Source organism: Shewanella avicenniae (assembly GCF_017354945.1).
Taxonomy (GTDB): domain Bacteria; phylum Pseudomonadota; class Gammaproteobacteria; order Enterobacterales; family Shewanellaceae; genus Shewanella; species Shewanella avicenniae.
Genome location: NZ_CP071503.1, coordinates 1,442,515 through 1,462,883, shown reverse-complemented (window position 1 = coordinate 1,462,883; position 20,369 = coordinate 1,442,515). Strand labels below are relative to the sequence as shown.

General features: G+C 47.3%; 19 protein-coding genes. 3 read left to right on the top strand and 16 right to left on the bottom strand.

All coding sequences use genetic code 11. The features are described 5' to 3' along the window. Window positions 1–16 precede the first annotated feature (16 nt). The 6 genes from iscA to trmJ all read right to left on the bottom strand — a co-directional run bounded on the left by iscA (window position 17) and on the right by trmJ (window position 4,293). Complete coding sequence (gene iscA, locus JYB87_RS06465) at window positions 17–340, bottom strand: iron-sulfur cluster assembly protein IscA (protein WP_207356060.1); 324 nt, start codon at window positions 338–340, stop codon at window positions 17–19. Between the two features lie 18 nt (window positions 341–358). Beyond that, window positions 359–739, bottom strand: coding sequence for a Fe-S cluster assembly scaffold IscU (iscU, locus tag JYB87_RS06460; RefSeq protein ID WP_207356059.1), 381 nt, complete (start codon window positions 737–739; stop codon window positions 359–361). Between the two features lie 34 nt (window positions 740–773). Next, window positions 774–1,988, bottom strand: coding sequence for an IscS subfamily cysteine desulfurase (locus tag JYB87_RS06455; protein ID WP_207356058.1), 1,215 nt, complete (start codon window positions 1,986–1,988; stop codon window positions 774–776). A 73-nt stretch (window positions 1,989–2,061) separates the two neighbouring features. Then, on the bottom strand, window positions 2,062–2,526 hold the full coding sequence (gene iscR / locus JYB87_RS06450) for a Fe-S cluster assembly transcriptional regulator IscR (RefSeq protein WP_207356057.1): 465 nt from the start codon (window positions 2,524–2,526) through the stop codon (window positions 2,062–2,064). A 192-nt stretch (window positions 2,527–2,718) separates the two neighbouring features. Further along, window positions 2,719–3,540, bottom strand: a complete 822-nt coding sequence (gene cysE / locus JYB87_RS06445; RefSeq protein ID WP_207356056.1) for a serine O-acetyltransferase — start codon at window positions 3,538–3,540, stop codon at window positions 2,719–2,721. 12 nt (window positions 3,541–3,552) lie between these two features. After that, window positions 3,553–4,293 (bottom strand): tRNA (cytosine(32)/uridine(32)-2'-O)-methyltransferase TrmJ, encoded by a 741-nt coding sequence (gene trmJ, locus JYB87_RS06440; protein WP_207356055.1) that lies wholly within the window; start codon window positions 4,291–4,293, stop codon window positions 3,553–3,555. 152 nt (window positions 4,294–4,445) lie between these two features. On the opposite strand from trmJ, the gene suhB reads away from it, so the two are divergent. Continuing rightward, window positions 4,446–5,249 (top strand): inositol-1-monophosphatase, encoded by an 804-nt coding sequence (gene suhB, locus JYB87_RS06435; protein ID WP_207356054.1) that lies wholly within the window; start codon window positions 4,446–4,448, stop codon window positions 5,247–5,249. Between the two features lie 127 nt (window positions 5,250–5,376). On the opposite strand, the gene metA is transcribed toward suhB, so the two are convergent. After that, window positions 5,377–6,318 carry a homoserine O-acetyltransferase MetA gene (gene metA, locus JYB87_RS06430; RefSeq protein ID WP_207356053.1) on the bottom strand — a complete coding sequence of 314 codons (942 nt, stop codon included), beginning with the start codon at window positions 6,316–6,318 and terminating at the stop codon, window positions 5,377–5,379. Between the two features lie 218 nt (window positions 6,319–6,536). Here metA and JYB87_RS06425 point away from each other — a divergent pair, with 218 nt between their 5' ends. Beyond that, window positions 6,537–7,277 (top strand): SDR family NAD(P)-dependent oxidoreductase, encoded by a 741-nt coding sequence (locus JYB87_RS06425; protein ID WP_207356052.1) that lies wholly within the window; start codon window positions 6,537–6,539, stop codon window positions 7,275–7,277. Between the two features lie 48 nt (window positions 7,278–7,325). Here JYB87_RS06425 and ompW read toward each other — a convergent pair whose 3' ends face one another. The 6 genes from ompW to purL form a co-directional block, all read right to left on the bottom strand. Next, the gene (gene ompW / locus JYB87_RS06420; protein WP_207356051.1) at window positions 7,326–7,997 is read right to left on the bottom strand and encodes an outer membrane protein OmpW; all 672 of its coding nucleotides are present in this window, start codon (window positions 7,995–7,997) and stop codon (window positions 7,326–7,328) included. 318 nt (window positions 7,998–8,315) lie between these two features. After that, complete coding sequence (locus tag JYB87_RS06415; protein WP_207356050.1) at window positions 8,316–8,912, bottom strand: nucleotidyltransferase family protein; 597 nt, start codon at window positions 8,910–8,912, stop codon at window positions 8,316–8,318. A gap of 157 nt (window positions 8,913–9,069) precedes the next feature. Next, window positions 9,070–9,180: a cytochrome bd-I oxidase subunit CydX gene (gene cydX, locus JYB87_RS06410; RefSeq protein WP_207356049.1), complete on the bottom strand. Its 111-nt coding sequence runs from the start codon at window positions 9,178–9,180 to the stop codon at window positions 9,070–9,072. A gap of 13 nt (window positions 9,181–9,193) precedes the next feature. Then, window positions 9,194–10,351, bottom strand: a complete 1,158-nt coding sequence (cydB, locus tag JYB87_RS06405; RefSeq protein WP_207356048.1) for a cytochrome d ubiquinol oxidase subunit II — start codon at window positions 10,349–10,351, stop codon at window positions 9,194–9,196. Window positions 10,352–10,367: 16 nt separating this feature from the next. After that, a complete protein-coding gene (locus tag JYB87_RS06400; RefSeq protein WP_207356047.1) occupies window positions 10,368–11,939 on the bottom strand; it encodes a cytochrome ubiquinol oxidase subunit I in 1,572 nt (523 codons plus the stop codon). Between the two features lie 1,137 nt (window positions 11,940–13,076). Further along, complete coding sequence (gene purL, locus JYB87_RS06395; protein WP_207356619.1) at window positions 13,077–16,958, bottom strand: phosphoribosylformylglycinamidine synthase; 3,882 nt, start codon at window positions 16,956–16,958, stop codon at window positions 13,077–13,079. A gap of 289 nt (window positions 16,959–17,247) precedes the next feature. On the opposite strand from purL, the gene mltF reads away from it, so the two are divergent. Then, window positions 17,248–18,687: a membrane-bound lytic murein transglycosylase MltF gene (mltF, locus tag JYB87_RS06390; RefSeq protein WP_207356046.1), complete on the top strand. Its 1,440-nt coding sequence runs from the start codon at window positions 17,248–17,250 to the stop codon at window positions 18,685–18,687. Window position 18,688: 1 nt separating this feature from the next. Here mltF and JYB87_RS06385 read toward each other — a convergent pair whose 3' ends face one another. The 3 genes from JYB87_RS06385 to JYB87_RS06375 form a co-directional block, all read right to left on the bottom strand. After that, the gene (locus JYB87_RS06385) at window positions 18,689–18,898 is read right to left on the bottom strand and encodes a hypothetical protein (RefSeq protein ID WP_207356045.1); all 210 of its coding nucleotides are present in this window, start codon (window positions 18,896–18,898) and stop codon (window positions 18,689–18,691) included. Next, window positions 18,882–19,442: a tRNA adenosine(34) deaminase TadA gene (gene tadA, locus JYB87_RS06380; protein WP_207356044.1), complete on the bottom strand. Its 561-nt coding sequence runs from the start codon at window positions 19,440–19,442 to the stop codon at window positions 18,882–18,884. Before tadA ends, JYB87_RS06385 begins: the two co-directional genes overlap by 17 nt. 151 nt (window positions 19,443–19,593) lie before the next feature. Next, window positions 19,594–20,160: a DUF1415 domain-containing protein gene (locus JYB87_RS06375; RefSeq protein ID WP_207356043.1), complete on the bottom strand. Its 567-nt coding sequence runs from the start codon at window positions 20,158–20,160 to the stop codon at window positions 19,594–19,596. Window positions 20,161–20,369: the final 209 nt, after the last annotated feature.

Here is a 20,369-nt window from a genome sequence, read left to right as displayed (position 1 = left end):
TTGCACAGTGAGCAGGTTAGACAGTGAAGCTTTCACCGCAACCACACTCACCCTTAGCATTAGGATTATTGAACTGAAAACCTTCATTCAGGCCTTCTTTGACGAAATCTAGTTCAATCCCGTCGAGGTAAATTAAACTCTTGGCGTCAATAATGATGTTGACGCCATTGATGTCAAACACCTCGTCATCTTCGTTCAGTTCATCAACGAACTCGAGGATATAGGCCATACCACTACAACCGGAAGTCTTTAACCCTAAGCGTAAACCGATCCCTTTTCCGCGATTGTCCAGAAAAGATTTGACGCGGTCTGCGGCTGCAGGTGTCATCGAAATCGACATATTAACTCCCGATTTTGGTTAGGCTTTCTTGGTCTTGTACTCTTCCAGTGCGGCTTTAATGGCATCTTCTGCCAAAATTGAGCAGTGAATTTTCACTGGCGGTAACGCTAACTCTTCCGCGATGTCGGTGTTCTTGATGGTTGCCGCTTCTTCAACACTCTTACCTTTAACCCACTCAGTTACCAGTGAGCTAGAGGCAATCGCGCTGCCGCAACCGTAAGTTTTAAAACGTGCATCTTCAATAATGCCATCAGCATTGATTTTCAATTGCAGCTTCATTACGTCACCACATGCTGGGGCGCCGACCATACCAGTCACTACTGACGGATCATCTTTGTCAAACGAGCCAACGTTGCGAGGATTCTCGTAATGGTCAATCACTTTTTCACTGTACGCCATGATATTGCTCCAAATTTAATTCGTCTGCGGGAAATTAGTGGGCAGCCCACTGCACTTGGTTCAGGTCAACACCATCCTTGAACATCTCCCACAATGGAGACATCTCCCTTAGCTTACCGATTGACTCTTTGATGGTGGCAATCGCGTAATCAATCTCTTCTTCAGTCGTGAAACGACCGACAGTGAAGCGGATTGAGCTGTGCGCCATTTCATCGTTCAGACCCAGTGCACGCAGCACATAGCTCGGTTCTAAGCTGGCAGAAGTACAAGCTGAACCTGAAGATACCGCCAAATCTTTCAGCGCCATCATCAATGATTCACCTTCAACGTAAGCGAAACTTACGTTCAAACTGCCGCTCACGCGGTGTTCCATATCACCGTTTACATAAGTTTCTTCGATATCTTTGATACCGTTCCACAGTCTGTCACGCAACGCATGGATACGCGCATTGTCGCTTTCCATCTCAGATTTTGCGATAGCCGCGGCTTCACCCATACCCACGATTTGGTGGGTTGGTAATGTACCACTGCGCATACCGCGCTCATGACCACCGCCGTGCATTTGCGCTTCGAGGCGGATACGAGGCTTACGGCGAACATACAGTGCACCAATACCTTTAGGGCCATACATTTTGTGGCCAGACAGCGAAATTAAATCAACTTTCAGTGCTTGCACGTCAATCGCAACTTTACCCGCACCTTGCGCCGCATCCACGTGGAATACCACGCCTTTGCTACGGCACAGTTCGCCAATCGCAGCGATATCTTGAATCACACCGATTTCGTTATTTACATGCATGATGCTCACCAAAATGGTGTCATCGCGCATGGCGTTTTCAATTCGTTCCAGCGGAATTAAACCGTTACTTTCAGGCTCAAGATAGGTCACGTCATAACCATCACGCTCAAGGTGACGGCAAGTGTCCAGAACCGCCTTATGCTCGGTTTTGCTGGTGATGATGTGCTTACCTTTTTTCTGATAAAAGTTAGCTACACCTTTGATAGCCAAATTGTCAGATTCGGTAGCACCTGAGGTGAACACAATCTCACGCGGGTCAGCGTTGAGCAGATCTGCAATCTGATTACGGGCGATGTCTACGGCTTCTTCAGCCTGCCATCCGTAACGGTGAGAACGGGACGCTGGATTACCAAAAATACCATCCATCGTCATGTACTGTGCCATTTTCTGTGCAACACGAGGGTCCACAGGCGTTGTTGCGGCATAATCCAAATAAATAGGAAGTTTCATTACACACTCCGTACTTAGCAGTCTCCGCCGAGGCTACATACCACGTACTTTTATATTAATTGTCAACAAAGGTTCAGGCGCTGATCCTTTGCTGTTCCTGATGCATCTTATCTTGTTTAACCGAGATGTACTGCACATCGCGTTTCTGCATTAATGCGGCAAGACTGATGCCGTTTAAAAATTCAGAAATCTGCTTACTCAAATCCCCCCACAGAGAGTGAGTTAAGCAACGTGTACCACTTTGGCAGTTGGCTTGTCCTTGGCAACGTGTCGCATCAACTGACTCGTCAACTGCGTTGACCACCATCGCCACGGAAATCTCAGCCGCATCTTTACCCAAACGGTATCCACCACCTGGACCTCTGACGCTGGCAACTAAGCCTTTTTTACGTAGCTTAGCGAACAACTGTTCTAAATAGGACAGAGAGATCCCTTGACGTTCAGAAATGTCTGCCAGTGGTACTGGCCCGTTCGCCGAATGAATTGCAACATCAAGCATTGCAGTCACCGCGTAACGGCCTTTGGATGTCAGCTTCATATAAACACCATGGCGATAATAAGATGGTTAAATTTGACCATATCCTACTAATCTAGTCAAGTATAAAACCCTGCATTATAGTAGGTTATTTTATCGCCTATCGCGACAATACCCTTGCAGATTTGTTGGGTATTTAACTCTTTTACCGACGGTGTTTCAACGAGAAATAGCCTCAATTAGTTACATAAATGGCTAGATCTCAGGATCAAATGCATCCATCACTTGTTTACGTTTTTCTGCGGCAGCTAATTCCGCTTCACAGAAGTCACCCACATCAATCTCTGGCAGCTTTTCAGTGCAGATATGACCGCCCATCTCATTCATGGCTTCACACAAATCTTGTAACTTGGAATCCATCAAATGCATGTGGTCGAGCATCTGCCCAATCGCATTAGCGACAGGGTCTGGGTTATCCGGTGACACCGCATAGGCATCGAAGCCATATTTCTTTGCCATCGCACTGCGACGTTCTGTTTTCTCTTTTGATTGTGGCGTGCCGAGCGTGACCACTCGACCGGGGATACCCACCACAGTGGTGTTGGCAGGTACATCTTTTACCACCACTGAATTGGAGCCAACGCGCGCACCGTCGTGCATGGTGATAGGCCCGAGCACCTTAGCACCCGCACCAATTACCACGTTATTTTGCAGTGTCGGGTGACGTTTACCGGCTTGCCATGTGGTACCACCGAGAGTCACGCCATGATAGAGGGTGCAGTCATCGCCGATTTCGGCGGTTTCACCAATCACAATGCCCATACCGTGGTCGATAAAAAAGCGGCGGCCAATGGTCGCGCCGGGATGGATCTCAACCCCAGTCAACCAACGGGAAAATGTCGATAAACAGCGAGCGAGGAAACACCATTTCGCTTTCCATAGCTTGTGGCTAATTCGGTGTAACCAAATCGCATGCATGCCGGGGTAGTTAAGCAAAATCTCCAACGCGCTACGCGCCGCTGGGTCACGGTGATAGATGGACTGAATATCCTCTTTGAGTCTTGATATCACACCCATATGTTCCTCGAACTACTCTTCTGATTTTTGTTTTTGTGTGGCTTTATCGACTGACGTAAGAATGCCACGCAGAATATTCATTTCTGGCGCTTCAATTCTGGCTTTACTAAACAAGCGACGCAGTTTTTGCATAATATGGCCGGGGTGATTCTTAATAATAAAGCCTGTATTAGTAAGCGTCCGCTGTAGATGTTCGTAGAAACGTTCTTGATCGTCAACTGAAGGATATTCAACAACATCGGTCGATTCTTCAGGTTGGTTCTGCGTATCGAGATAGGCCATGCGTGTTTCATAACAAACAATCTGCACCGCTTGCGCCAAATTAAGCGAGCTGTATTCACTATTGGCAGGAATAGCAAGGTGGTAGTGGCACATCTGCAGCTCTTCATTGCTTAGGCCATTCCGCTCACGCCCAAACACGATGGCCACGTTACCATTGGCGCTCTGCTCTACCAATTTTTTTGCCGCCTCACGAGGTTCCAGCACAGGCCACTCCAATGTACGACTTCTCGCACTAGTTGCGATCACTAACGAACAATCTTTGATGGCTTCAGCCATATTATCAACAGTAACCGCGTCCTTCAGGATGTCGGAGGCACCCGCAGCCAATGCAATTGATTGACCGTCTGGCGTAACTTTTGGCTCTGCCAGATATAAAGATGACAACCCCATAGTTTTCATGGCTCTAGCGACTGAGCCTATGTTGCCTGAGTGAGTAGTTCCCACTAGCACAACCCGAATATTGCTTAGCATTTGACGACTTAATATTGATGTAAAAATAAGAGGCTGCATCCTATCACAGACCCGCACCATTGCTCACACAAAAATCGGTATTTGATATAACTTTCCTCTCATGTATAATACGCGCGTTTTTTTGACCGTTCTTTCACATCCAGGGGATTGCAATGCATCCAATGCTTACCATTGGTGTGCGCGCTGCTCGCGCCGCAGGCCAGATTATCATGCGTGGTTTTAACGAATTAGACCGCGTACAAGTTGATACCAAAGGTATTAACGATTTCGTATCAAATATTGATAAAGAAGCAGAAGCTGCCATTGTTCAGCAAATTCGCAAATCATACCCAGATCACAGCATCGTGGGTGAAGAAAACGGTGAGAGCCGTGGTTCAAATAATGATTATTTGTGGATTGTCGATCCGCTGGATGGCACCAATAACTTCGTTAATGGTGTACCTCACTTCGCCGTTTCTATTGCTTTACAAGTTAAAGGCAAAACTGAAGTGGCAATCGTTTACGACCCAGTCCGTGAAGAGCTGTTCTCAGCTGTACGCGGTCAAGGCGCTAAACTGAACGACTTCCGTATTCGTGCTAACAACCCAAATGACCTGAGCAAAAGCTTAGTGGCTACTGGTTTCCCATTTAAAGCACGTCAACACACCGAAACTTACATGAAGCTGTTTGCTGAAGCATTTGCCTCATGTACCGATATTCGTCGCGCGGGTTCAGCAGCATTGGATTTGGCTTACGTGGCTGCAGGTCGTGTGGATGCGTTCTTCGAAATTGGTCTGAAACCTTGGGATATCGCGGCTGGCGATCTACTCGTGCGTGAAGCGGGCGGTACTGTGGCTGAATTGTCGGGTGGTCACAACTACCTGATCAGCGGCAACATCGTCGCCGGTGGTCCAAAAGCTACTGCACTGTTGGTGAAAAAATTCCGCCCACAACTGAGCGAATCACTGAAACGCTAATAAGTGTTACACGCATAATGAAACGGCTTTCATGAGGAAGCCGTTTTTGTTTTCACCGCTTAATACGATAACTACCCTCATAGTATCCACCGACGAGGGCATTTGCGTTTAATCAAAACGCTATCGGCTATGCCTTTTCCCACGGGGTTATTGCGCTTAAATCACTCAAGTCATACGGTGTCAGCTGGTACACATAGTAGTTGAGCCAGTTACTGATCAGTAAATTGCCATGACCGAACCAGCGACCAATCGGTTCTTTAGTCGGGTCATCATCACGGAAGTAGTTCGCAGGCACCTCAGGATTGATACCGGCTTCTAAATCGCGGAAGTACTCATCGCGCAATGTGCCTTTGCGATACTCAGGGTGCCCCATGACAAACAAGTTGCGGTTGTCATTACTAATGACAATATAGGCGCCCGCCTCTTTTGACTCAGCCAATACGGTGAGGTTAGGATCTGCCTTTAACTCTTCAACATCCATCTGCGCGTAACGGGAGTGTGGTGCATAGAACACATCATCAAAGCCACGCAAAAGTGGTACATGTGCTTTGATACGCTGATGCTCAAACACCCCAGAACACTTGCGCTCCATGATCTTGCGTTTCAAACCATAAAGGTGGAATAAACCCGCATGCGCAGCCCAACACAGGAATAGCACTGACACGACGTGAGTCTGCGACCAATCAATCACCTCTTTGATATGATCCCAATAAATCACATCTTCAAAGTCTAACTGCCCCAACGGCGCACCAGTGATGATCAACCCGTCGTAGTTTTTGTGTTTGATATCTTCAAAATCACGATAGAAGGTATTTAAGTGATCCATAGGCGTATGCTTTGACTCACGGTCATGAATACGCAGCAAATCGATATCGATCTGCAATGGTGTGTTACTGAGCAGTCGCAGCAGCTGGGTTTCAGTCTCGATTTTATTAGGCATCAGATTGAGGATCAGCACCTTCATCGGTCTGATATCCTGATTGGCCGCCCGAGTCTCTGACATCACGAAGATGTTTTCAGATTCAAGAATACTGGCAGCAGGTAAATTATCAGGTACTTTTACGGGCATCGTTCGCCTCTACAGCATCGAATAGCGCCATCGCGCCAAGACAAAAATGGAGATTTCAGTGTGTCACAGGGGGCAGAATATCCTCACCCAGGCACCGAAACCTATTAAGTCTAGATCATACATAAAGACTTCTGGATGTCTATACATCCATGTTTATTTCTTGAGGTGTTATCAGCATACTTCTATCATGTGACTTTATTTTCTATCACGTTGAAACCATGACTGAAACAACTGCAATTCTGGTAGGCGCCAGTTCAATGTTGAGCAAGGAGATTGCCAAACAACTTTCAGCGGCGGGGATGAAGTTAGTCCTCTTGGCTGCTGCGCCTGAGACGTTGGATGACCTCGTCAGTCAGTTACCAGATTCTACCCAAGTATTTCCGCTCGACATTGCCGATGCCGCACACACTATCGATCAGTTACAACAAGTATGGCAGCAGGTCGGTGGTGCACAGTTAGTATTGGTCAACACTGGGTTGAACTCCTATCATCCCGACCTGCCATGGCAACTTGAAGACGAAATTATCGATGTTAACGTCAAAGGCTTTGCCGCTGTGTGCAATACCTTCTTTCGCCTATTTCGCGAACAAGGTTATGGCCAGTTGGCAGCAATTACATCGATTGCCGGTCTTCGTGGTGGACCGAGTGTGGCGTTCCATGCTGCGAAAGCATTCGCAATTAACTATCTCGAAGGGCTGTCGATGCATGCGCAGCGCTTGAAACTGCCGATTGATATCACCGATATTCAACTTGGTTTATTAGATAAGGCTGCCATGCAGCATTCTCAGCTGTGGTTATCGCCGGTTGAAGAAGTTGCCCGCCAAACGGTAAAAGCGCTACTCAAAAGAAAGCGTAGCGTGGTCGTGACTAAACGTTGGTACACAGTGGCATGGTTAACGAGATTGTTGCCGGAGTACATCTACAACACGCGTCACTGGAAGCAGAAGAAAAAACGTTAAAAGAAAAAGGCGCTCATTAGCGCCTTTTTTGTTATCGCCCCCGCGATATTAGAATACGTAACCCACACTCACCATGTAGACCCATGGGTCGATATCAGTAGCGATGGTCACTGCGGCGGTGTTTTCATTCGCATCACCGTAAGCGTAATCAAATGACACGTCTGAATCGATTTTAGCGTACCAAATAGATGCGTTCACCAGCAGCTTGTCAGTCACTTGATAGTCCAGACCTACTTGACCGGCCAGACCCCAAGAGTTTTCCATTGACAGGTTAGACAGCTTGCCGCCTAAGTCGTTAGTGAACTTAGTATCGAAAAAGTTGGTGTAGTTGATACCAGCACCGATGTATGGGCGCACTTTTGATTGTGCATCACCGAAGTAATACTGAACAACTAAGGTTGGTGGCAGGTGTTTAGTTTCAGCGATTTTCATCCCTGCAAGTTTCACATCATGGCTGAATGGCGTTGCCGCCAGCAGTTCCACACCAATGTTATCGGTCAACATGTAACCAAAATTCAAACCCAGTTGAGTATTGTTGCTGACATCAAACTCACCCAGATCACCCAAGTCTGGGGTAACAACGTTAGCACTGGACTCATTTGGCGCAACCACTACTGCACCTGCACGTACGATGATATCACCTGCTTCATGTGCAGTTGCCGCTCCAGCAGCAGAAAAAAGTACCGCAGCAATGATTCCTGAAATGATTTTCTTGTCCATTGATTCACTCCGTAGCGACTCGTGTTCGCATTAATTATGGTGTTTTCTGTAACAAACGTGGCTACCCTGCCAGCATCTTTACGCAACATCATTGATCCAGATCAATAAACAAGATGCACAACAAAAACCCCATACAACAATGAATAATCGATCACAAAAACGTTAAGATCCATCTAAAATGGCGGTTATAAAAGCAGCATAAATGCGTAAAAAACGCTGTTTTTATCACCAATTTCACTATTCCACTTTTGGCTAATTTTTAAAAATACTTAGCGAATTTCTCCATCAATAAATACAGAATAAATCACCATTTAAATGCTATTTGCCCAGCATTAAATACTGATAATGTGTTAACCAGCCTTTGCTTGAAATACGCAGCTGAAAACTTTCAGCATTGGCAAGCGGATTGGGAGAAAGGTAGAGCGACATGAGTGAATGTAGACAACAATTATCGAGCAACTGTAATTGCCCTTGATGCAGCGAGACCGCAATTGCGGTTTCTAATTCTGGCCAGTAGGACATTGCATCACTCACACTGTGATATGGCCTGTGACCATGTTTTAGATGCATACGTGCTTGATTCTTCACTGACCAGTTCAGCGGTATTAGCGCTGCTAACCTTTGCTCATAAGTACGTTCAACTGCTCGCGAACAATCATCAGGGTCGAAATAAATAACATCGACATCGTTCAAAGGCATTTCTAAGCCGTGTAAACGGTCCCATACCAGGTGACGTACAAACCCTGCGGCGATATAGCAATTTGGTAAGTTAAGCGCTGCTAAGGCGTTTAACGCGCCCATACGCAATTGATCTTGACGCAGCCAATCAAATAACAACTGTTGTAACTGCGCCCGAGACTGCTGCGCTACAAACTGCCGCCAATGATCAACATCAGTAATAGGTAACTCAAGCATCGTTCATATTCGTTATTAGCTGAAAGCAAATCGCTTTACCTGATAGTGAGCGTGCACTAAAACCATCACCGCTGCCAGAAACTACGTTTGGGGATGACAATAAAAACAACAAGGCCACCAAAAATGGTGGCCTTGTATTTAGGATAAGCGCTAATGCTTACTCTTCGGCATTACGATCCATGTTCTCGGTGTTTTCTAACCATAGAGCATTGATGATACCAAAGGCGCATGCCAGCAACAGACCCAGTATCCAAGTGAAATACCACATATTGTCTTCCTCCTTAGTACAGTGAAGTGCTGTTAGCTTCGATGTGTTCGCGAGTTACGCGTCCAAACATCTTGAAGTAAGTCCACAGCGTGTAACCCAGTACGATAGGTACGAATACAATCGCTACATAGGTCATAACTGTGAGTGTCATTTGGCTTGCAGTGGCATCCCACATGGTCAGACTCACGTTCGGAACCAGTGATGACGGCATCACGAATGGGAACATTGCTACACCACAGGTCAGGATCACGCCAGCAATGGTCAGTGAGCTGAACAAGAATGCAAAGCCAGCACGATTCAAACGGCTAGTCAGGAATGTCAACGCGGCAGCAGCAACACCCAAGATTGGGAAAATCCAAGTCAGTGGGTATTTTTCATAGTTAGCCATCCACGCACCAGCTTGAACCGCAACTTGCTTCACTGTTGGATCAGACACTGCGTTGCCATCAATCGCTGAGGTCAACACATAACCGTCCATACCGCTTACCCAGAAGCCTGCGACAACAAACAGCACCAACACGACGATTGACAGCAGCTGAGCCATTTTTGAAGCGCGAGCACGCACTTCGCCATCAGTCTTCATTTGCAACCAACAAGCACCTTGAGTCATGAACATACCAGCACTGATCAAGCCCGCTACCAAACCAAACGGATTCAGCAGATAGATCAGGTTCAGCAGCCAGTTAGTACCTGGTTCGCCGTAGTAAGCACGCAGATATTCGTCGAATTGGAACGGTACACCTTGCAGCAAGTTACCGAAAGCGACCCCGATAACCAATGGCGGAACAAAACCACCGGCAAACAGACACCAATCCCAAGTTTTACGCCATTTTGGTGCTTCGATTTTTGAACGGTAATCGAAGCCCACTGGACGCAGCCACAAACATGCTAATACCAGAATCATAGCCACATAGAAGCCAGAGAAAGATACAGCATAGACAGTTGGGAATGCAGCAAACAGTGCACCACCGGCAGTGATCAACCAAACTTGGTTACCATCCCAGTGCGGTGCAACAGAGTTAATCATCACACGACGCTCAGTGTCATCCTTGCCCACGATTGGCAGCAAGGCACCCACGCCCATATCAAAGCCATCTGTCACAGCGAAGCCGATCAGCAGTACGCCGAGCAGTGCCCACCAGACAAATCGTAAAATTTCGTAATCAAACATGGTCTAATCCCTCTGCTCAGGCGTCTAGTTGTTCAAAGTGATAGCGGCCGGTCTTCAGTGAGCTAGGACCTTTACGGGCAAACTTGAACATCAAGAACAGCTCGATAACCAACAGCACTGTGTAGATCAGCGTAGCCAGAATGATACTGAACCACAGATCGCCCACAGTCAGACTAGAAGCAGACATAAAGGTTGGCAGCATTTCAGACACAGTCCATGGTTGACGGCCGTATTCAGCCACAAACCAGCCACATTCAATCGCAATCCAAGGCAGTGGCAAGCTGAACAGTGCAGCTTTGAGTACCCACGTTTTTTCAGCGATTTGGTGGCGAGTGCTTTGCCAGAAGGCTGCAGCAAATACCAGCAACATCACTACACCGAGAGCAACCATCACACGGAAGGTATAGAACAGTGGCGCAACCGCAGGGATAGAGTCTTTCGCAGCTGATTTGATCATCTCTTCAGTCGCATCAACTACTTTGTCGGTGTATGGCTTCAGCAACAGGCCATAACCTAAGTCAACTTTCTTCTCTTCAAACGCAGCAACTAGTGCAGCATCTGGTTGTTGACCAGCTTTCTTCGCCATACGCAGTTGTTCAAGCAGCGCATAAGCCGTCATACCGTTACGGATACGTGCTTCGTGCTCTTTCACCAAGTCATGAATACCGGTCACTTGCTCGTCGATAGAACGAGTCGCGATGATACCCATTGCATAAGGGATCTTGATAGCGAAGTTAGTTTCCATCTCTTCTTGGTTTGGATAACCAAATGCAGTGAATGAAGCAGGCGCTGGCTCAGTGTGCCATTCCGCTTCTACAGCCGCCAATTTAACTCGCTGTACTTCACCCATGCGGTAGCCTGATTCGTCACCCAGTACGATAACAGACAGGATTGACGCCATACCGAAGCTTGCTGCTACAGCGAAAGAACGACGTGCGAATGGCAGGTCACGTTTTTTCAGGATGTAGTAAGCAGAGATAGACAGTACAAACATTGCACCGGTTACATAACCAGAAGCCACGGTGTGTACAAACTTAACCTGAGCCACAGGGTTCAGTACCAACTCGGCAAAGCTGGTCATTTCCATGCGCATGGTTTCGTAGTTGAACACAGAGCCCACTGGGTTTTGCATCCAGCCGTTTGCTACCAGAATCCACAATGCAGACAGGTTAGTACCTAATGCGGTCAACCAAGTCACAGCCAAGTGTTGACGCTTAGAGAAACGGTCCCAACCAAAGAAGAACATACCAACGAAGGTAGATTCCAAGAAGAAGGCCATCAAACCTTCGATCGCCAGCGGCGCACCGAAGATATCGCCTACATAGTGCGAATAGTAAGACCAGTTAGTTCCGAACTCGAACTCCATGGTCAAACCGGTAGCAACGCCCAAGGCAAAGTTAATACCGAACAATTTACCCCAGAACTTGGTCATGTCTTTATAGATCTGCTTGTTGGTCATCACGTACAGCGATTCCATGATGGCAAGCATAAAAGTCATACCCAAGGTCAGAGGTACAAACAAGAAGTGATACATGGCTGTCAACGCGAATTGAAAGCGTGAAAGCTCAACAACCTCTCCAACTATCATTTGTGACTCCTTACATGGTGTACCGTCTAACAGCGTCCTAACGGTGAGCTGGATAGCGTTAGTTTGACATTTTGTTTTTATCAGTTTGGCCCGTGAGCGCCGCTAAACTTTCTAAAATGATTCTTAGGCATCGAATACCTTCGACCAAAGTCGAAAAATACAATCTACCCAACAAACATTGTGATAAATCACAATCAGAAACCCTTTTGCGTCACAGGTCACATTTAATTAGGAACAAAAAACAAACTTTTCTTTATTTTTCATTCAGTTAAACATTAAATAAGGCTGAATATAGCCATAATTTTATACCACTCGCGTTTGACTCAAATCAATCAAAGCCGCGAGTTTTAATGGGTTTTGCGGACAAAGACACAGTCAAAATAAAGTCATATTGACTTTTTATTTTACTCATGTTAGAGAGACGGTAAAAATGAGAGAAAACATATATAAATGACCATTAAGACAGATTAAGTACTAAACACACTATAAATGTATATTTATATGCGGAAAAAATCGGTTAACTCAACCAAGTGCCAAGTGAAAATTAAAACTTAATAAATTGATTTAAATAACATTAATTACAACAAGACAAACTGAAAACACTAAAAACCTATAATTCCGCCAACTAATCATAAATACATTTTATTAAATTTTTCTTATGCAGAATAAGGCGCCACAAAATCAAGCCTAAGCTCACAAAATAGCGTGCTTTTTGCTGCGGTAAAATCATGTGTGAATAGTTGCGATTTTCAATTCCCTTTAATATATGGGGAAACACCAAGCTCGTTCACCATGAATAAATAAATTTAATAACTATTTTTCAATAAGTTAAATCCACACACTAGTTAACCCAGTACTAATTTACTAGGTTCAACTTAACTCGATTGTAGTTAAGTCATAGCTAACAGATTGGTGATTTTCGGCAGTGTTCGCTGCTCTGCGCCTTGCCGTATCAAAGCAGATACAGACGAACTAAAACGCTGGCTTCGGAGATTTATCGCATCAAATCGCGACTGTATGGCAAAACTCGCTATAACTCATTAAAAAATATATTGAAATTGAAAAATAACCGCATAAAAAAAGGCAGGTGACTTAGTCACCTGCCTTTTTGAACTCATCAAAGATAAGCGCTAAATATTAGCCAAGGTTAACACGCGCATTACGGAACATGCGCATCCAAGGACTATCTTCACCCCATGCATCTGGGTGCCAAGAGTTGGCTACTGTGCGGAAAACACGTTCTGGGTGCGGCATCATAATTGTCACTCGACCATCAGCCGAACTAATACCCGCCAAACCGTTCGGTGAACCGTTCGGGTTTTGTGGGTATTGCGTCGCGATATCACCGTTACCGGTCACATAACGCAATGCCACAGTGCCAGTTTGCTCTGCCGCTTGTTGTGCCGCAACTGATGCAAACTCAGCACGGCCTTCACCGTGACTTACTGCGATAGGCATACGAGAACCGGCCATACCGTTAAAGAACAGTGATGGACTTTGTTGGATTTCTACCAAGCTGAAGCGCGCTTCAAAGCGCTCAGAACGGTTACGCACGAAATGCGGCCAGTGTTCAGTACCTGGAATAATTTCTTTCAAGTTTGACAACATCTGACAACCATTACACACGCCAAGCGCGAAGCTATCAGCACGTTCAAAGAAGCGGCTGAACTGCTCGCGAGCATGAGCATTGAACAGAATCGATTTCGCCCAACCTTCACCGGCGCCGAGTACGTCACCGTAGGAGAAGCCACCGCACGCCACTAAACCGTGAAACTCTTCCAGTGACAGACGACCAGAGAGGATGTCTGACATATGCACGTCAACAGTCTCAAACCCAGCGCGGTCAAACGCAGCAGCCATTTCAACCTGAGAGTTAACGCCCTGCTCACGCAGAATCGCCATTTTCGGCGCAGCGCCTTTAGCAATATAAGGTGCAGCTACATCTTCCGCTGGGTCAAAGCTCAGTTTCACGGTCAAACCTGGGTCTTTGGCATCCAGTTTAATGTCGAACTCTTCTTTAGCGCACTCTGGGTTATCACGCAGTGCTTGCATGCGATAGGTGGTTTCTGACCACAGTTGACGAAGTGCCACGCGGCTGGCTGCATACACTTGACGCTCACCATCAAGAATGGTGATTTGGTCATCATTGCTCAGCTCAGCCACGGTATGACAAGCAACGCCCGCCGCTTGATACGCCGCGATAATCGCTGCCGCATCCGCTTTAGACACTTGCAGTACTGCACCCAGCTCTTCGTTGAACAGACGAGCTAAATCAGAACCTGCCAGCTCAGCCAGTTGCACTTTCAAACCAGTGTTACCGGCAAAGGCCATTTCGGTCAGCGTAGTAAACAAACCGCCATCAGAACGGTCGTGGTAAGCGATCAGTTTGCGTTCAGCCACCAGCTGTTGGGTCACATTGAAGAAACCTTTCAGTGCCGCGGCTGCGTTCAGATCAGGTGCTTTATCGCCCAGCGCTTCAAATACTTGCGCTAAGCATGAACCGCCCAAACGGGTTTCACCGTTGGCCACATCAGCCAGCAACAATACCGTGTCACCTTTATCAGTGCGCAGCTCAGGGGTTACGGTGTTACGCACATCGCGCACGGCACCAAAGGCGGTGATAACCAGTGACAGCGGCGCAGTCACGGCTTTATCAGTGCCGTTGTCTTGCCATGCGGTCTTCATTGACATTGAGTCTTTACCCACAGGGATAGTCAAATCCAACGCTGGGCACAGCTCTTCACCAATGGCTTTTACCGCTTCATAGAGACCCGCATCTTCACCAGGGTGATTTGCCGCGGACATCCAGTTGGCGGACAGTTTGATGCGTTTCAGATCGCCAATGTCAGCACCGGCGATGTTCATGATAGATTCGGCCACCGCCATACGGGCAGATGCACCAAAGTCCAGCAGTGCCAGCGGGGTGCGTTCACCCATCGACATTGCTTCACCGGCATAGGTGTCAAAGGTTGCTGCAGTCACAGCGCAGTCAGCCACAGGTACCTGCCAAGGGCCAACCATTTGGTCACGGTTAACCAAACCGGTCACGGTACGGTCACCGATGGTGATCAAGAAGGTTTTATCCGCAACAGTTGGCAACGTCAGTACACGCTTGACCGCTTCTGCGATATCAATCTTGTCTTCTTCAAGCGCTACGCCGGTCACTTTTTGGGTGGTGGCTTCACGGCTCATTTTCGGTGCTTTACCGAGCAACACTTCTAACGGCAAATCGATAGGTTTGTTATCGAAGTGTTCATCTGACAGGCTCAGGTGTTCTTCTGCAGTTGCTTCACCCACTACTGCGAATGGCGCACGTTCACGCTCACAAATCGCTTTAAAGGTGTCGAGGTTTTCGGCAGCAACAGACAGTACATAACGTTCTTGTGATTCGTTACACCAGATTTCAAGCGGGCTCATGCCTGGTTCATCTGATGGCACGTTACGCAATTCAAATTTACCACCACGGCCAGCATCGCTCACCAGCTCAGGGAAGGCGTTTGACAAACCGCCCGCGCCCACGTCGTGAATAAATTGGATTGGGTTGGCATCGCCCATCTGCCAGCAGCGGTCGATCACTTCCTGACAACGACGTTCCATCTCTGGGTTTTCACGTTGTACTGAAGCAAAGTCGAGATCTTCGCTTGATTGGCCTGATGCCATAGAAGAAGCCGCACCGCCACCCAAACCGATGTTCATCGCTGGGCCACCGAGCACAATCAGTTTCGCGCCGAGGGAAATTTCACCTTTTTGCACGTGATCTTCGCGGATGTTGCCTAAACCACCGGCCAACATGATGGGCTTGTGATAACCACGGACTTCAACGCCATTGTGGCTGCAAACTTCTTGCTCGTAAGTACGGAAGTAACCCACCAGCGCAGGACGACCAAATTCGTTGTTGAACGCCGCGCCGCCGAGTGGGCCATCAATCATGATGTCAAACGCTGAAGCGATACGCTCTGGCTTGCCGTAGCAGCCTTCCCAAGGTTGTTCAAACCCAGGGATTTTCAAGTTAGATACGCTGAAACCAGTCAAACCCGCTTTTGGTTTAGAACCGCGGCCAGTAGCGCCTTCGTCACGGATTTCACCGCCCGAACCAGTAGCAGCGCCTGGGAATGGGCTGATCGCGGTTGGGTGGTTGTGAGTTTCCACTTTCATCAGAATGTGAACTGGCTCAGTGTGGTAACGGTAAACACCATCGGTATCAGCAAAGAAACGGCCCGCTTCACAACCTGTCATCACTGCAGCGTTATCTTTATATGCTGACAATACGTTATCAGGCGTTTTCTCGAAGGTGTTTTTAATCATTTTGAACAGCGATTTAGGCTGCACTTCACCGTCGATAGTCCAATCGGCGTTGAAGATTTTATGACGGCAGTGCTCCGAGTTTGCTTGAGCAAACATCATTAGCTCGATGTCGTTCGGGTTACGACCCAATTTGACAAAGTTTTCAACCAGATAATCGATTTCGTCATCGGCCAGCGCCAAGCCCATATTGCGGTTAGCAATTTCTAACGCACGACGGCCTTCACCAAGAATATTCACACTCACAAATGGCGCTGGCTCAGTGCGAGCAAACAACACATCGGCAGCTTCAAAGCTGCCCAGCACGATTTCCATCATGCGGTCATGCAGCAGTGCTTTAACTTGGGCGAACTGCGCATCGGTCAGGTCAGACGCGGTGATATAATAAGCAATACCACGTTCAATACGTTTGATTTGGTTCAGACCACAGTTATGGGCAATATCGGTCGCTTTTGACGACCAAGGAGAGATAGTGCCTGGGCGTGGAGTAACAAAAAGCAACTGCCCTTGAGGTTCATGAGATTCGATGCTTGGGCCGTAGGTCAACATCTTGGCCAATTTAGATTTTGCATCGTCATCCAGTTGCGCCGTTAAATCGGCAAGGTGGATATACTCAGCGTAAATGTCACTGACAGGAAGTTCGGCAGCAGCACACGCTTGCAATAGTTTTTGTACCCTGAAAGCAGAAAGTGCCGGGGCTCCACGGATGATCTCCATCACGTTAAATCACCTTTTTTGAAATATTTACGGGGTCAGAAGTGGCGCTATTATAGGGAAATCGTCCGGCTAAATCACCTGACGAATTACCGAAACGAGGCTTTACTGTGCTATAAACTATACAGCTCAAGGAACAGTGCGTTCATCATGGTAAACAACCAGTTGCTGATGAAATTTTGTTAGCCAAGTTATTTTTATAGCCTATTGATTAAAAACGACTTTAACTAAATATCAATCGTACCAAACATAAATTCGATTGATTAGTACCTGAGAGATTTGTGTTTTCTATATGACCAAGCTGACCTTTGCATTTGCCGCATTATTGCTGCTCGCTGGCTGCCAAAAGCTCAACGAAGAGATCTCCGTTGACCCCAGCAGCAGTGACTCTGCAGAGTTGCGGGTTGGCACTCTCTATGGTGCTCAAATCTATATAAACTCTAGCCGAGGTAACAGCGGTTTCGACTATGAATTAGCCGAGAGATTTGCCGATTTTCTCGAAAAGCCCCTTAAAATTACCCCTTACGGCAGTATTCAAGAGTTGTATGACGCCCTCAATCACGGTGATGTTGATGTTATTGCTGCTGGGCTTTCGGATACCGCAGATCGCCGCAGCGCATTTCGCCTCAGTCCGCCACTGTATTACGTCAATCAAGTGATTGTTTACCGCGAAGGCACGCGAGCCCCCACTACGCCAGAAAGTATTGATGGCCGCATCGCGGTAGTCAGCGGCTCAGCCTTTGTCGATAGCTTAAAACAACTACAGCAACAAAATCCGGCAATTTCATGGCAAGAACTGAACGACAAAGACAGTGAAGAAGTGCTCGCCATGATTGATCAGGGCGAGCTGGACTACACCATAGCCGATTCATCCACGTTGGAAATCAATCGGCGTTTTATGCCTGAACTAAGGGTTGGCCCCACCTTGGTGGAAGATCAGCCCATTGTATGGCTGATGCGCCAATACCACAGTGACCGGCTGATGAGTAAATTGCTGCACTTTTGGCATGAAGAAAAGCGCGATGGCACGCTTGATCATCTGGTTGAAAAATACTTTGGCCATGTGAAGCGCTTTGACTATGTCGACACGCGTGCCTTTATTCGTGCTGTAGATAGCCGCTTACCCGATTATCGTCATTGGTTCGAGCAATATGCTGGCGAACTCGACTGGCGCAAGCTTGCTGCAGCGGCATATCAAGAATCACACTGGAACCCGCGCGCCCGCTCACCCACTGGTGTACGCGGTATGATGATGTTGACCATCCCCACCGCTGAACAGCTAGGCGTGACTGACAGGTTAGACCCAGAGCAAAGTATTCGTGGTGGTGCCCAATACCTCAGCAGTATTTTACAATCCTTGCCTGAATCAATCCCGCCGGAAGAACGGATGTGGTTTGCACTGGCTACCTACAATATTGGCTATGGCCATGTAGAAGATGCGCGGGTGTTAACTGAACGCTTAGGTAAAAATCCCAGCGCATGGAAAGATGTCAAACAAGTGCTGCCGTTGCTACAACAGCGCAAACACTATCTGACCACCCGCTACGGCTATGCTCGCGGCAGTGAAGCGGTGCGCTACGTAGAAAATATTCGCCGCTATTACGACACCTTGGTTTGGATTGACAACCACAGCGCGCAACAGCAATTAGCTGATAGTGACGAGCTACCGAGCGAAAGCGAAAATGAGGTGGAAGCCGAAGATTTAGGCGCCAATGCGGGAATACCAGAATAGACTATTGGACGAAAAGATTATCGCCGCCACAGACTAGTTTGAATGCTAATAAGATGTTAACGTAAGGCCACTTATTTGCTGATGAACTGAAGATATCGCCATGATTAAGCGACGCATTATCAACCGCAACGCCGCCCGCCGTCGCGTCGTCAAAAAAGCCCATCGTAAACGTCAGCACGCCCACCACCGTCTGTTTAACTTTTTCCTTCATTTTGGGGAATCGTAGTCGCCACTAGGGACTCCGCTTGACGCTGTTGTTTCAACGCTTTTTGTTCATCACGACGGCGTTTAAAAAAGTTACTCAGTTGTACGGCACACTCATCAGCTAACACCCCAGAAGTCACGGCCACCCGATGATTAAATTGCGGGAGTTGCAGTAAGTCAATCACGCTACCCGCCGCACCCGTTTTTGCATCAAAGGCACCAAACACCAATCGGCCAATACGACTATGCACCATAGCGCCAGCGCACATTGCGCAGGGTTCTAAGGTGACATATAAGGTCGTCTCCAACAAACGATAGTTTTGCAGTGCCCTGCCCGCTTGCTGTAAGCAGCGGATTTCCGCATGGGCTGTAGGATCATGATCGGTAATCGGCAGATTCCAACCTTCCGCAATAATCTGGTTATCTTTAACTAATACCGCCCCAACCGGCACTTCGCCAGCAGCTTCAGCTTGCTCTGCCAGTTTGAGTGCATGGCGCATCCACTGTTCGTCGATGGCGTTCTGTGGGCTTAGATTCGCGGTATCTGTCATTGTGCTTTAGATAGGGAATTTTGGCGGAAGTATAACGAGATAGGCTAATGATTGGTAGGTTAGCGCAAGCTAACAGCTAAACAGCTTCCCGCTTGGCATTATCAGTAACCTACCTTTTTCTGGCTTTATGGCCTGTTCTGGCAAGTAACCATTATTTGGCTTTAAACAGATACGGAAACAGCGCTTGGCGCTCTGCGGGGCTCAAGGCAGATACTCGAGCAATATTGATATCAGGAATCGCTTCTGGATTCGGATAGTGCTGCAGTACCTTACTCATACTGGCTTCGCGGATCAGATGATAAATCGGATAGGGCGAGCGATTGGTTAAGTTCGCTGGATCATCCAACTCTGTATTAGCAAAGCAGTAATCCGGATGGAACGTCGCCACTTGATAAGTACCGTCCCAATTTTCTTGGCGCAGCAGTGCCTCAATCCAATCAATGAATTGGTTGTAATCAAAGAAGTCTTGCAACATGCCTGGCACCACCACCAAAGTGGTTTCGAGCTCCGCGGCGCTGTTGTTATCCAATTCAGTAAAACATTGGAACAGTTCACTCAGCAGTTCTTCTTCAGTTGTGGCTTCACTGACATGAATTTGGATTTGCTTATTGCGCTGTGGTTTAGCGGCAAATGGGCACAAATTCAGCCCAATCACCACTTGATCAAGCCAAGTGTTTACTTCGGTCTCAATCGCATCAAAATCAATCGGATTGCTCATAAATATCATCTATTGCTATCAATGGCCGGAGCATAGCACAGCAATTGAATAGATGACGAAAATCACCATAGGGATTCAAAAAGTAACTCGCGTTGTTCAGTAAACATATGCGCCAATCAGCAGCCATTACGCCCTTCAGAACCTTATGCAACTGCTGTAATCAGGCTCATAGTGATCCGATTTCAAATGAGACAAAAGCAAAAAAGCCC